The 13015-nt window shown below is 67.5% G+C and carries 13 protein-coding genes, 1 tRNA gene and 1 pseudogene; 6 read left to right on the top strand and 9 right to left on the bottom strand.

Translation table 11 applies throughout. From position 1 onward, the window contains the following. Window positions 1-291 precede the first annotated feature (291 nt). The 4 genes from MUN85_RS10975 to MUN85_RS10960 all read right to left on the bottom strand — a co-directional run bounded on the left by MUN85_RS10975 (window position 292) and on the right by MUN85_RS10960 (window position 4181). Window positions 292-555 carry a hypothetical protein gene (locus tag MUN85_RS10975; protein ID WP_250506730.1) on the bottom strand — a complete coding sequence of 88 codons (264 nt, stop codon included), beginning with the start codon at window positions 553-555 and terminating at the stop codon, window positions 292-294. 61 nt (window positions 556-616) lie between these two features. Continuing rightward, window positions 617-690 (bottom strand) — tRNA-Pro (locus MUN85_RS10970). 83 nt (window positions 691-773) lie between these two features. Next, window positions 774-1772, bottom strand: a complete 999-nt coding sequence (locus tag MUN85_RS10965; RefSeq protein WP_250506729.1) for a metallophosphoesterase — start codon at window positions 1770-1772, stop codon at window positions 774-776. Window positions 1773-1778: 6 nt separating this feature from the next. After that, window positions 1779-4181 carry a penicillin-binding protein gene (locus MUN85_RS10960; RefSeq protein ID WP_250506728.1) on the bottom strand — a complete coding sequence of 801 codons (2403 nt, stop codon included), beginning with the start codon at window positions 4179-4181 and terminating at the stop codon, window positions 1779-1781. Between the two features lie 144 nt (window positions 4182-4325). On the opposite strand from MUN85_RS10960, the gene MUN85_RS10955 reads away from it, so the two are divergent. The 3 genes from MUN85_RS10955 to MUN85_RS10945 are packed head-to-tail and all read left to right on the top strand — an operon-like array spanning window position 4326 to window position 5366. Further along, complete coding sequence (locus tag MUN85_RS10955) at window positions 4326-4688, top strand: WhiB family transcriptional regulator (RefSeq protein WP_250506727.1); 363 nt, start codon at window positions 4326-4328, stop codon at window positions 4686-4688. 46 nt (window positions 4689-4734) lie between these two features. Then, on the top strand, window positions 4735-4899 hold the full coding sequence (gene sp36, locus MUN85_RS10950) for a Sp36 family protein (protein WP_092561675.1): 165 nt from the start codon (window positions 4735-4737) through the stop codon (window positions 4897-4899). After that, a complete protein-coding gene (locus MUN85_RS10945; RefSeq protein ID WP_250506726.1) occupies window positions 4896-5366 on the top strand; it encodes a RidA family protein in 471 nt (156 codons plus the stop codon). The genes sp36 and MUN85_RS10945 overlap by 4 nt, the downstream gene beginning before the upstream one ends. A 68-nt stretch (window positions 5367-5434) precedes the next feature. Here MUN85_RS10945 and MUN85_RS10940 read toward each other — a convergent pair whose 3' ends face one another. Further along, window positions 5435-6103: a Crp/Fnr family transcriptional regulator gene (locus MUN85_RS10940; RefSeq protein WP_250506725.1), complete on the bottom strand. Its 669-nt coding sequence runs from the start codon at window positions 6101-6103 to the stop codon at window positions 5435-5437. 151 nt (window positions 6104-6254) lie between these two features. Between MUN85_RS10940 and MUN85_RS10935 the strand changes: the two are divergent. Both MUN85_RS10935 and MUN85_RS12965 read left to right on the top strand, forming a co-directional pair. Next, a pseudogene (locus MUN85_RS10935) lies at window positions 6255-6710 on the top strand (endonuclease III domain-containing protein); the annotation flags it as partial. Continuing rightward, window positions 6670-6879, top strand: a complete 210-nt coding sequence (locus MUN85_RS12965) for a hypothetical protein (protein WP_348647979.1) — start codon at window positions 6670-6672, stop codon at window positions 6877-6879. The pseudogene MUN85_RS10935 and the gene MUN85_RS12965, both read left to right, overlap by 41 nt. Before the next feature lie 71 nt (window positions 6880-6950). Here MUN85_RS12965 and MUN85_RS10930 read toward each other — a convergent pair whose 3' ends face one another. From MUN85_RS10930 to MUN85_RS10920, 3 genes are all read right to left on the bottom strand, one after another. After that, a complete protein-coding gene (locus tag MUN85_RS10930) occupies window positions 6951-7829 on the bottom strand; it encodes an alpha/beta fold hydrolase (RefSeq protein WP_250506723.1) in 879 nt (292 codons plus the stop codon). A gap of 19 nt (window positions 7830-7848) precedes the next feature. Beyond that, on the bottom strand, window positions 7849-9804 hold the full coding sequence (gene acs / locus MUN85_RS10925; RefSeq protein ID WP_250506722.1) for an acetate--CoA ligase: 1956 nt from the start codon (window positions 9802-9804) through the stop codon (window positions 7849-7851). A 172-nt stretch (window positions 9805-9976) separates the two neighbouring features. Then, the gene (locus MUN85_RS10920; RefSeq protein ID WP_250506721.1) at window positions 9977-11305 is read right to left on the bottom strand and encodes a DUF1761 domain-containing protein; all 1329 of its coding nucleotides are present in this window, start codon (window positions 11303-11305) and stop codon (window positions 9977-9979) included. Between the two features lie 121 nt (window positions 11306-11426). Here MUN85_RS10920 and MUN85_RS10915 point away from each other — a divergent pair, with 121 nt between their 5' ends. Next, window positions 11427-12188, top strand: a complete 762-nt coding sequence (locus tag MUN85_RS10915) for a hypothetical protein (RefSeq protein WP_250506720.1) — start codon at window positions 11427-11429, stop codon at window positions 12186-12188. Here the strand turns inward: MUN85_RS10915 and MUN85_RS10910 are convergent. Further along, window positions 12118-12927, bottom strand: coding sequence for an HAD family hydrolase (locus MUN85_RS10910; protein WP_250506719.1), 810 nt, complete (start codon window positions 12925-12927; stop codon window positions 12118-12120). The two genes, MUN85_RS10915 and MUN85_RS10910, sit on opposite strands and share 71 nt — an antisense overlap. Window positions 12928-13015 lie beyond the last annotated feature (88 nt).

Below are 13015 nucleotides of genomic sequence, written 5' to 3'. Positions count from 1 at the left end.
AGCCACCGTTCAAATGGAGGCTGCTCCATCCATTCCTGGTCGGCTCCGTTGATGCCGGCAGCCGCCATGACCGTGCCGAAACAATTCGGGCCGGAGCGTGGCGCGAATGTTCCCGCAAGCTCTCGCGCGCGGGGCAGAACTTGTTGGGGCCGCCGCCACGTCGCGGGATCGACTTCGGCGTGCTGACTCGGTGTGACGCCGCGGGTGACGTAGCGAAGAACCGGGTCATCTCCTGCATCGCGCAGCGATTGCGGCCACCAGATCAGCGAAAGCCGCGCGCTCTTGTGTGGGCTAGCGCTCGGCGCATTGATAGTGGAAGTGCGGTGAATTGAGCTTCGGAAAGTACCATCCAGCCAGAACTGTAAGCCTAAAGGTGTCGATGACCTCTATGGGAAGATCACCTCGGGAGTCCCTAGGGAGATGCTCTCGTACGTCCTGCGGTAGTTCGGCGACGAAGAACGGTTGAACTTCGGGAGCAGACCACGTGCGCCACTGCTGCAGCAGTTCTTGCCGCACCGGGATGTTGAGGACATTAATTGCGGCGACCGTCGTCATAGTCCTGCTCAGAAACAAAAGTGTGGTGGCACCGAATCAACGATGCCACCACACCTTTTTGTCGGGGTGGCGGGATTTGAACCCACGACCTCTTCGTCCCGAACGAAGCGCGCTACCAAGCTGCGCCACACCCCGTGACCTGAACACTATATCGGGCTTTAGACGCGAAACAAAAACTGGCAAGCGTCCGCTTCGCCACACTTCTGGACGGCTCGCCGTTAGCGAGCGGTGAGCGTCAGCAGGGAGGCCTCGGGGCGGCGGAAGAGTCGAATCGGAGCGTAGGGCGAGGTTCCTAGCCCGGCGCTGATGTGGACCCACATTCGGCTGGCAGGTAGCGCCTCGGGGGAGCGACGCAGCGGTGGCCAGGGGACCGCTGGCGTGCTCGTAGGGTCCGGGTGGCCCAGGGGCCAGCCCTGCAGGCCGCTGGCACGCCAGGAAGGCAGATCGCAGTTGGTGACGAGGGCGCCATAGCCCGGGAGGTTCACCTGGCCGCCATGGGTGTGACCGGCGAGCACCAGATCGATGCCGAGGGCATCGAAGTCGTTCAGTACGCGCGAGTAGGGGGCGTGGGTGAGGCCGAGGCGAAGATCGGCATCGCTCGGCAGCTCGGTCACCGGGAGTTCGTCGTAGTGAATGTGCGGGTCATCGACCCCGACCATGGCGATGCGCGACCCCTTGATCGTGAGGCTCGCGGTGGCGTTACGTAGATCGTGCCAGCCGGCGGCGCGCATGCTCGCGGCCAGCGTCTCGGCGGGGAGGAGTTTGCGGTCCTCGTCGGAGGTTGCCGAGCGGCGTGCCTCGGGCAACAGGTAGCGCAGCGGGTTCTTCCACGTCGGCCCGTAGTAGTCATTCGAGCCGAACACGAAGGCGCCGGGCAGGTCGAAGAACGGCTCGAGCGTCTCCATCACGAGCGCGAAGGATTGGCGCGAGGCCATGTTGTCGCCGGTGTTGATGACGAGGTCTGGCTCGAGGGCGCGCAGGTTCTGGATCCAGCGCGACTTCAGCTTCATGCTCGGCAGGAGGTGGAAGTCCGAGAGGTGCAGGATGGACAGATCCTTGGACCCGGCGGGCAGGATCGGCAGGGTGTGCTCGCGGCGGATGAAGCCGGCGCGTGCCTCGACGATGGCGCCGAGACTCACGGCAGCTCCGAGGGCCGTGACCGCCCCGAGGCCGCGCAGCGCCCAGGTGGTCGCCGAGGTTCCTGGTGACGAACTCATCGGCGGCTAGTTACCGGGGCCAGAGGACGGATAGATCGTGATCGTTGCGCCGCGGGGAGCGCGGCTTGGCGACTGGCCCATGATGACGCCGGCCTGCCACTCGGAGGAGCGGGCCTCACCGACCGCGACGTTGAAGCCCGCGCGGCGCAGCACCGCGGTGGCATCGGCCTGGGAGTAGCCGACGACGCCGGGCACGGCAACGTCCTCGGTGCGATCGCTGCTGCGCTCCCCGCGCCGGTTCTCGCGCTCGTTCGGCTGCGACCGGTCGCCACTGGGACGCTCGTCGAGATTCTGCGGGCCCTGCACGAGGCTCTGATCCGGGGCGGGAAACTGCGCGGCTGGGACGCCGTCAAGGGCCACCTGCATGAAGTTCTTCCACGTCGGCGCCGGGATCTTGCCACCGAAGACCATGCCGGTCCACTCGCCGTTAATGCGCTGGTAGCTCATCGACTTATCGCCATCCGCGTAGCCCATCCAGACCGAAGCGGCCAGCTGCGGCGTGAATCCGACGAACCAGGCGTGCTTGTTGTCGTTGGCGGTACCGGTTTTGCCGGCGGCCGGGCGGCCGGGCAGGATTGCGCGGTTAGCGGTGCCTGTGGGGGAGATGACCTGCTGCATCGCGTAGACGGCCGTGTTGATGACGTTCGGCTCCACCGTCTGTTCGCAGCTGATCTGCGGGACCTCGATGGCATCGCCATTGGGCTTGGTGACCTCGGTGAGGAAGACCGGGGTGCAGCGCTTGCCGCCGGCGGCCATCGTCGCGCCGACGTTCGCCATCGACAGCGGGGTCAGCTCGTTTGCACCGAGCGTCATCGCGGGCAGGGCGTTCAGCGGCTTGCCGTTACCGAGGGTCAGGGCGCCGAGGTCATTGGCCGTCTTGCGGATATTGCACAGGTTCAGCTTCGTCGTCATGTCCATGTAGGGACGGTTGACCGAGTGCTTGGTCGCATCGAGCACCGACATCGAGTAGCCGCCCGGGCCGAGCTCCATGTTCCTGACCTTGTAGGGCGTATTGGCGAGGTTCTCACACGACTGGAAGTCGCGCTTGATCATGTACTCGCCGCGGTTGGTCAGCACGCGATCGGACAGGTGGCGCCCGGAGCGCAGCCATTCGACGAGGGTGAAGACCTTGCCCGTCGAACCGGTGTGGAAGCCGGAGCCGCCCGCGAGGTCCCGGCCAACCGAGAGGTTGATCTTGCGGGCGTGCGGGTTGGCCTCCGTCGGATCGCCGTAGGGCGAGTTCTGGGCCATGGCAAGGACCTTGCCGGTGCCGGGCTCGACCGCGTTGACGGCGATCGAAATGCCGGAGGGATCGTCGACGGGGACCGAGCTAACGGCGGCGTCGTAGGCCGCCTTCTGCTTGGCCGGATCGAGCGTCGTCTTGATCGTCAGGCCGCCGCGGTACAGCAGCCGGCGGCGCTCATCGGCATCCTTGCCGAAGTGCTCATCAGTCAGGATCTGCTGGATGACGGACTCGCAGAAGTAGGCGGCGGTGCCGGCCGTCGAGCAGCCCTGGCGCATGTCCTGGACGTTAAGCAGCTCCTCCACGGGCTGGGCCGCGGCTTCCTTGCGCTCCTCGGCGGTGATGTGGCCATCGCGCTCCATGGCGGCAAGGACGAGGGCGCGGCGGTTGGCGGCCGACTCCGGGTGCTTGATCGGATCGTGGCGCGCCGGCGACTGCGTGATACCCGCGAGCAGGGCCGCCTCGGAGATCGTGAGATCGGCGGCGTGCTTCGAGAAGTAGTGCAGGGAGGCGGCTTCCACGCCGTAGACCGAGGGGCCGAACGGCGCGATGTTGAGGTAGCCGTTGAGGATTTCCTGCTTGGTCGCGTGCTTTTCCAACGTGATCGCGAGCTTGGCTTCGCGCAGCTTTCGGCTGTATTCCTGCTTCTTCGCGTCGTGCACGGCGCCATCATCGCCCGAGACGCGGGCTCGCTCGATCAGCGCGTTCTTCACGTACTGCTGGGTCAGCGTCGAGGCGCCCTCGACGTCGTCGTGCAGCGCATTGTTCACGAGCGCGCGAGCGATGCCTTCCGGATCAACGCCCTTGTGGTCAAAAAAGCGCCGGTCCTCAATGGAGACGACGGCGTTCTGAATGTTCTCGCTGATCTTCTCAATCGGCACGACGATGCGGTTATCGGCGTAGAACGTCGCGATGCGAGAGCCGTCGGCCGCGAGCATGACCGAGCGCTGGGAGGGCGCATCGATCTGGATCTCGTCGGGCAGATCATCAAACAGCGAGGTGCCGGCGGACGTCGTCGCTGACGCCGCGAGGACGACCGGCATCGTCAGACCAGCCATCGCGACCCCGCCCGCTCCCACGGCCAGGACAAAGGCCAACAGGAGCGCCAGGATCTGCGCCGGTCGCTTCGCCCGAGATTGCTGGGCGGTATGAGGTTTCAGCGGCATGTGTTCAACCTTAGTTCGGTTGTTGGCTACGGTCACCTGTGCGATTCGTCAAATGCATCTCCCTTCTCGTGTTAATGGTGAATTTCACACGTTGGCAAATCCGGGGTACCTTTGAGACTGTCAGTCCGATTATCGGGAGGGACCATGTCAGTCGACGACGACCAAACGTGGGCCGCCTACGCGGCATGCGCCAAGGATGAGCCGGATGCGCTTTTTGTGCGCGGCGCTGCGCAACGTGAAGTGCGGGTCATGTGCTTTTCGTGTCCGGTCAGAATGGAGTGTCTGATCGATGCCTTAGAGTCCAACGTGACATACGGGGTCTGGGGTGGGCTCACGGAACGAGAGCGACGAGCTCTCATGCGGCAATATCCGGATGTCACCGACTGGCGGCAATGGCTGCAAACCGACGACGATGACGTCGTCGCGGAGCTGAAGTCCCCGGTAGCGCCGCGAATCATTACGCGGCTGCGTCGCCGGCAGGCCGCACAACGCGCCACGGTGAGCTAACGCTTTTTCTTCGTCGTGGGCCCGGCCGAATGGTTAAGCTGGGCCCATGACTACATGGGAGTATGCAACGATCCCGTTGCTCATTCACAACACCAAGGCCATCCTCGATCAGTGGGGCGCTGACGGCTGGGAACTCGTCCAGGTCGTACCCGGCCCCGATGGCTCAACCAACCTCGTCGCCTACCTCAAGCGTCCCAAGGATGACGCGTGAGCGGGGTCAAGCCCTCCGAGCGGCTCGCTGAGCTCGGCCTGAGTCTGCCCAAAGTGGCGGCGCCCGTTGCCGCCTACGTCCCGGCCGTGCAGCACGGGGACCTCATCTTTACCTCGGGCCAGTTGCCCGTGGTTTCGGGCCAACTGACCGTGGCCGGCGTGGTCGGCAGCGACGTCAGCGTCGAGGATGCGACCGAGGCGGCGAAGACGTGTGCGCTCAATGCGCTGGCAGCCGCCGCCGAGCTTGCCGGTGGGATCGACAATATTTCGCGGATCGTCAAGGTCGTCGGCTACGTTGCCTCGGAGCCGGGCTTTACCGGTCAGCCCGCGGTGATCAACGGTGCCTCCAACGTCATTGGCGAGATCTTCGGGGAGGCCGGCGCGCACGCCCGCGCCGCCGTCGGGGTGGCAGCCCTGCCGCTCGGCGCGCCCGTCGAGGTGGAGCTCACCGTCGCCGTGACGCACTAGCAGCTCGCACAACGAAGCGGCCCCCGCTCCAGGAGGATTCCTGGCGGGGGCCGCTTGGTGTATGCGTCTTAGCGGGCGCGGCGACGCAGTCGCTCGATGTCGAGCAGGTGGACGCCGCGGTTTTCTAGGGCGAGCCAGCCGCGGGAGCCGAACTCGGCAAGCGACTTGTTGACCGTCTCGCGGGAGGCACCCACGAGCTGGGCGAGCTCTTCCTGGGTGAGATCGTGCGGCACGTGCACGGTGCCGTCGGCGCCCGCGTGTCCGAAGCGATCAGCCAGGTCCAGCAGGGCCTTGGCCACGCGGCCGGGGACGTCGGAGAAGACGAGATCGGCGAGCGCGTTATTGGTGCGGCGCAGGCGCTGGGCCAGGGCCTTGAGCATGTGCTTGGACAGCTCGGGGTGGGCGTCGATAAAACGCATCATCGCGTCGTGATCGAGCTCCATCATGCGGGTGGCCGCGACGGCCGTCGCCGTCGTCGAACGTGGGCCCGGATCAAAGAGCGTGAGTTCGCCAATCATCTCGCCGGGGCCAAGGACGGCGATGAGATTGTCCCGTCCGTCCCCGGAGGTGTGGCCGAGCTTAACCTTGCCTTCGACGATGAGGTATAGGCGATCACCCGCTTCGCCCTCATTGAAGAGTCGTTCTCCGCGACGCAGTGACACTTCAGACATCATCGAGCGGAGCTCGTCTTGGTCCTCAGCATTCAACGCGGAGAAGAGCGGAACGGATCTGATCATGTTTTCGTCCACGTGGGTCCCTTTTCTCCGATGTGGTTGGACACGTCACATTGTCTCATGTGATGTGAGATCAAGCACTACGATCATATCGGTCAGTGCCCCTGGACCGTCAATACATACGCGCTAGGGACGCGAGGGTTAGTCTGGCGCTATGCTCGCCAATGCCGTGATCGTCGACGATATCCTTGCTCAGGCCTATCCGGACGCCCGGTGCGAGCTGGACTTTTCCTCCCCCTTCGAGCTGCTGGTGGCTACCGTGCTGTCGGCTCAGACGACCGACGTGCGCGTCAACCAGGTGACGCCCGAGCTGTTTGCGCGCTTTGCCGGGCCGAAAGAGATGGCTGCGGCCAAGCGCTCCGAGCTGGAGGAGATCCTGCGGCCGCTGGGGTTCTTCCGCGCGAAGACGACGTCGCTGCTGGGGCTTTCGACCGCGCTGGTGGAGGATTTTGCTGGTGAGGTACCCGCGAACCTTGCCGACCTGGTCTCGCTGCCGGGGGTGGGACGCAAGACAGCGAACGTCGTGCTGGGCAACGCCTTTGGTGTTCCGGGGATCACCGTCGATACGCATGTGGGGCGGCTCTCGCGGCGCCTGGGGTACACCGCCGAGACGGATCCGCTCAAGGTGGAGCGCGACCTCATGGCGCTGCTGCCCGAGGAAACGCTGGACGGATGCGTGCCATCGGTTGATCTTCCATGGGCGGCGCTGTTGCACGGCCCGCCGACCGGCGTGCGAGGCGTGCCCCGTTGCTCAGTTGTGCCCCCGCCTTGGGGTGTGAGCGGGGGTTAGGGGCTCTTGTGGAGAGAACGGGGTGGGGGCCGCCTGCCTAAGTCTCCACAGCGCTACCGTTTACTCGCGCTCCGTGGCAGCGGCGGCGATGGCGGCGATGATCGGCTCGGGACTTTCCTCCGGCAAGAAGTGCCCGCCCGGCACGCAGCGTGCGTCGTCGGCGAAGGAGGCGGGCGCAAACAGCTGCTCGGCCTCGCCGTAGAGCTCGGTGACCGGCACAATCCAGTAGGCGCGCTCGAGCTCGGCGAGGAATTGGCGGCCGGAGGGGCGGCGGCGCGCGCGGATGAGCCAGCGCAGTTGCTCGACGACGCAGCGCGCCGCGAACGGCGAGCGCAGGTCCGTGGCGTAGGAGGCGGCGAGTTCGCGCACGGGCGAGGTGGGTTCGGTGAGCTCGGTGATGGCGGTGGCGACGGCGGTGCCGCGGGTGTGCCCGCGTTCGGGCAGCTGCGGGGCGAGCAGATAGGCAAGGTGGGCGCGTAGCCGCGCGGAGCGGTGCAGCTGCCAGGTGGCGGGATGCGGGGAGGAGACGGTGATGACGCGGGTGACGGACTCGGGCACGCGGGCGGCGGCCCCGCGCGCGACCACGCCGCCGAGGCCGTGACCGACGAGGATCGCCTCGCGCGCACCCAGGGTGGAGATGACGCCCGCGACGTCGGCCGCGAGGGTGGGCAGGGCGAACTGGCTCGGGGGTTTGTCGGAGGCGCCGTGGCCGCGCAGGTCGAGGGCGACGAGGGGCAGGCCGATCTCGGGTGCGGCGGCAAGGACGTGGCGCCAGGCGTACCAGTGCTGCGGGTAGGAATGCAGCAAGATGACGACGCGGTCGGGCGTCGTGTCAGGGTCCAGATTCGCCGTGACCGCATGCAACCGGGCCCCGTTAGCGTCGAGAAAACGATGCGAAAAGGGCCCGGTGGCAAAGAGGTTTGAGGCGCTGGAACTCACGTCCACACGCTACCGCATGCTAGCGGCCGAGCCCCTTGGAGATGAGGTCCATGACCGAGGAGTCGGCGAGCGTCGTGACATCGCCGATCGCACGGTTTTCCGCGACGTCGCGCAGCAGGCGTCGCATGATCTTGCCGGAACGAGTCTTGGGCAGCTCCGGCACGATGAGGATGTCGCGCGGCTTGGCGATGGGGCCGATCTCGCGCCGGACGTGCTCGCGCAGCGTGGCGACGAGGTCCGCGCCTTCGCCTTGTTCATCGGCCTGGGCGATGTACTCCTCGCGCAGGATGACGAAGGCAACGACCGCATGGCCCGTCGTGTCATCCTTGGCTCCCACGACGGCGGCTTCGGCGACCGCGTCGTGGGCGACGAGCGCGGATTCGATCTCGGCGGTGGACAGGCGGTGGCCGGAGACGTTCATGACGTCATCGACGCGGCCCAGCAGCCAGATATCGCCGTCCTCGTCGTAGCGTGCCCCGTCGCCGGCGAAGTAGATGCCCTCAAAGCGGGCCCAGTACGTTTCCTTGAAGCGCTCCGGATCGCTCCAGATGCCGCGCAGCATAGCGGGCCACGGCTCGGCGATGACGAGCAGGCCAGGGGTTTCGTCGGTGATCTCCTCGCCGAGGTTGTCGAGGATCTTGGCGGTGATGCCGGGCAGCGGGCGTTGGGCGGAGCCGGGCTTGGTGGCGGTGATGCCGGGCAGCGGGCTGATCATGATGCCGCCGGTTTCCGTCTGCCACCAGGTATCGACGATGGGGCAGCGTTCGCCGCCGATGACGCGGTGGTACCACAGCCACGCCTCGGGGTTGATGGGTTCGCCGACGGTGCCGAGGATGCGCAGCGAGGTGAGGTCGTGCGCAGCGGGGAATTCCTCGCCCCACTTCATGCACGTGCGAATCGCGGTGGGCGCGGTGTAGAAGATCGTCACGCCGTACTTCTCGATGATCTCCCACCAGCGGTCCTTGTTCGGGGTGGCGGGGGTGCCCTCGTAGATGACCTGGGTGGTGGCGTTCAGCAGCGGGCCGTAGGTGACGTAGGTGTGGCCGGTGATCCAGCCGACGTCGGCGGTACACCAGTAGACGTCGGTCTCGGGGTGGACATCGAAGACGTTCTTGTGGGTGAAGGCGGCCTGGGTGAGGTAGCCGCCCGTGGTGTGGACGACGCCCTTGGGCTTACCGGTGGTGCCCGAGGTGTACAGGATGAACAGCGGGTGCTCCGCCTCGACGATGACCGGCTCGTGTTCGCTGGAGGCGGCATCGACGACGTCGTGCCACCACACGTCGCGGCCATCGGTCCATTCGACGTCCTGGCCGGTGCGGCGGTAGGTCAGGACGTGCTCGACGGGCGTGTCGCCCGCGCTGATGGCTTCGTCGACGGCGAGCTTGAGGGGCAGGGCCTTGCCGCCGCGGAACTGGCCGTCGGAGGTGATGACGACGCGGGCGCCGGCATCCTGGATGCGCGAGTGCAGGGCGTCGGCGGAAAAACCTCCGAAGACGACGGAGTGCGGGGCGCCGAGGCGCGCGCAGGCGAGCATCGAGATGACGGCGATGGGGCCCATCGGCAGGTAGATCGCGACGCGGTCGCCGGTGGCAACGCCGAGGCTCGCGAGGGCGTTGGCGGCCTTGCTGACCTCGTCCTTGAGTTCGGCGTAGGTGTAATCGGTGCGGGTGCCGTCCTCGGCTTCGAAGTGCAAGGCGATCCGATCGCCGAGGCCGACTTCGACGTGGCGGTCGACGGCGTTGTAGCAGGCGTTCAGGCGCCCGTCGCCGAACCAGGCCGCCGTCGGCGCATTGGACCAATCGAGCACGGAGGTGAAATCGGTGTCCCAGGTCAGGTACTCGCGCGCGATATCCGCCCAAAAGCCTTCCCGGTCCGCGGCCGCGCGCTCGAAAAGCTCTTCGCTGGCGACGGCATTGGCGACGGTGGTCTCCGAGGGCGGGAACGTTTCGGGGGCCGCGGGGGCGTCGTGCGACATTTTCTCTCCGTATGTGAGCGGGGACACGTGGTTCAGCTCACTATTGTGCGTCGTAGCGGCGGTGGTGTCTAGCGCTGTCTCGCAACCGCGGGCCGGGGGAGGCATCCGCGCATACACAGCGCCGCCCGCACCCCAAGCGGCGCGGGCGGCGGTGGTGGGGTGGCGGTCAGCGCTAGTAGGCGCCGCCGCGGCGTTCGAAGGCGGCGCGCAGACGCTCGTTGCGGCGGCCCGCGGCGCGTGCGGCGTGCGAGATGAAGCCGGCGAGCAGGAGCGCGATGCCGTAGGCCGCGAGGCGTCCCGTCGAGCCGTCGGCGATGAGGTGATGCGAGGCGTTAGCGCCGATCTGGTGCAGCTCGGAGAGCTGGTTCAAGGTGCCCTCGGAGTAGTCCTGCACGAGACGCGGGGCAACGATGAACGCGAAGCCCGCGATCGTCAGGAGCGTTCCGGTGATCCATGCGCCGAGCGAGGAGGCCTTAATGAGGAAGGCGATGACGACGGCGATGACGATCCCGCCGAGGAACTCCGCGATTGCCGCGAGGTTGATCTGGCCGCTCGTCCAGGGGGCGTTTTCGGCGAGCGTGAAGCGCGCGCCGGCATCGGTGATGAGGTACCAGGCAAGCGGGGTGAGCAGCAGGACGAGCAGCGCCGAGGCGATGTGTGCGCCCGCGCGCGAGCGGGGGGCTTCGAGCTCTTCGCCCGCGAGGATGTCGTCCTCGTAGGCGCGGGCCGGATCGTAGCCGGAGCGGTCCAGGGGACGCTCGCGGGTCGTTGCGGCGGCGCCCGCGGCGGCAGCGCCACCCGCAGCGGCGGCGCCCGTCGGGAAGGTGGCGGTCGCGTCGGAATCGGCTACCTCGGCTTCGGTGGGCTCGTTCTTCCACAGCGAGGTGCGGCGCACCATCGTGTTATCGATGTCGTCTTCGCGGGAGTGGACCTCGCCGTCGTCCTCGGCCACGCGCGCAGTGCCGCCGAAGGAGAGGCCCTCATCGCTTGCCGGTGGCCGGGCGTCGGGGGAGAACCGCGGGGGCGCCGTCAGCGGGGATTCCGCCTCCTCCGCTGCGGCCTCGCGGCTGTGCAGCTCACCGTCGTCGGCAATATCCGCGACGCGAGCGCTGCCGCCATAGGATGCTTCTTCGCTGACCTGCTCCTCAAAGCGATCCTCAAGCGGCGGGGCGGCGGGGGTGGTGTCCTCGGATTCGCGGGGTTGCGCGACGGGCGGCTCGGCCGCGACCGGCTCGGCGGCGCCGTCGTCGATACCCTGCGCGGGGCTCTCAGCGGGGACCGTCTCCAGCGGCGCATCCGGCTCACCCGGGGCAGCCTCGGGAGTGCGGCCGCCGTCAGAAAACTCGCCGAAAACGCCCTCGCGATCGAAGTCCGACTCGGGCGCCTTGAAACTCGGCATGTGCTCCTCGGTGGGAGCCGTGTCGTACGGGGAGGACATCTCGAAGTCCTCGTCCCGGGAAAATTCGCGGGGATCGCGGTTGCTTTCGCGGTTGTCGGTCATGAGTCCTCCGATGCTGATGAGTTAGCCCAACGCTATCGAGGCGGGGGCATTATGGCGCGGCGGGCACGCCGATTCGGGCTTCTTTGGGGCCGTTTTCGCCGCGATTACTACACTGATCTCGATGACGACCTCCCTTGCCGCCGCCCTTAATTCGCTCGCGGGCGATGACACGCTCGCCCAGCTCGCTCGCGAGATCTCCGAGCAGGCCGCCGAGCTGCGCTTTCACGAGGCGCTGCGCCGCCGCTCCCGCGAGGCACGCGCCGCCGCCGCCGTCGCGACGACCACCCACCTGGCAAACGCTGCGGGACTTCCTCCGCGCGGTGACCTCGCAGCAATGATCGTTTCCGGGCAGGCTGATGGAACGGATGCGCGGTGGCGCACCTGGCGCATGCTGCGCCGCTCGCTGGAGTATTACGGCGCGCTCGGTGGCACGCCCGACCGCACCCCGGCGGGCCAGCTCATGACGGCGCTGCGGCGCGACGGCGGCCTGCCCGCGCCCGATCCGGCTGCGGCGCGCCACCAGCGCATCATCGCCGCCCTGCTATCGGCAGGCGGCCCGGCCTTTGTGACGACGGCGCTCATCTGGGCGCACGGCCAGGGCGCGGGGTGGGCCGGGACGGCCGGGCCGCCCGCGAGCGCGTTCGGAGCGAGCCTGGCAAAAATCCACGCGGTGCGCTCCGGCCTGGAGCCAGCGGGCGTCGCGGTGCTCGACGATGTGGGCGAGCCGGAGGCGCTCGCGGACTACCTCGCGGGCGACTGGCAGGCCGCGGCCACCTGGTGTGAGGCGTGTGGGCTGATGTGGCGCGCGGGCCTTATCGCCGGGCGTGCCGTGTGCGACGACGTGCTGGCTGGGGCTCGCGGCGGCGCCACCACCACCAGATAGCGCCCGCCACGCCGAGGGCCGCAAGCACGCCGAGCAGCGGGATCGCGTCCTGTGGTTTGAGCGGCACCGGGTTCACGAAGTGGGCGATGTCCCAGCCGCCTTCCATCGCGAGGGCGGCTAGCGCGCGATCGGGGTTGACCGCGACGGGATGGCCCACCGCCTGGAGCATGGGGGCGTCGGTGATGGAATCGGAATACGCCCACGACTGGGAAAGGTCCCAGCCGTAGCGCTCGGCCAGGCGCGCCATCGCCTCGGCCTTGGCGGGGCCGTAGACGTAGTCGGAAATGACGCCCGTATAGCGACCGTCGACGACCTCAAGTGTTGAGGCAACGACGTGATCGGCGCCGAGCATCTGCGCGATGGGTGCGACGATCGCCTCGACGGAGGCGGAGACGATGACGACGTCGTGGCCCGCGGCGTGATGGGCGGCGATCGCGTCGAGTGCCTCGCCGAAGACCTCCGGCTCGATGCGGGTGGCGAGCGAATCTCGCACGACCTGCTGGAAGGCCGCGGCATCCCAGCCCGTCACCAGCGCGGACAGGCGTTCGCGTACCCGCTCGGAGCGATCATGATCGGCGTCGAGGAAATGGTAGGTCAGCTGCGCATGGGCCGAGCGCGCCACATCGGCGTGAGAGAGCAGGCCGGCGGCGAGCAGGGGGCGGAAGAGCGCGAGCGTGGCGGATTTTGCCAGCACGGTTTTGTCGAGATCGAAGAACGCGGCCGCCCGTAATGTGCGCATGTTTCTAGCGTACTGGCCGGCGCGGACAGCGTCGATGCTGGGGATAGGTGAAGCCAGCACGCCCGCCCGGCTGTGGATGGGCGCCACG

The sequence above is a fragment of the Bowdeniella massiliensis genome, from assembly GCF_023634005.1.
Taxonomy (GTDB): domain Bacteria; phylum Actinomycetota; class Actinomycetes; order Actinomycetales; family Actinomycetaceae; genus Bowdeniella; species Bowdeniella massiliensis.
The sequence above is the reverse complement of the archived record's forward strand: the minus strand, read 5'-3'. Positions and strand labels throughout refer to the sequence as shown.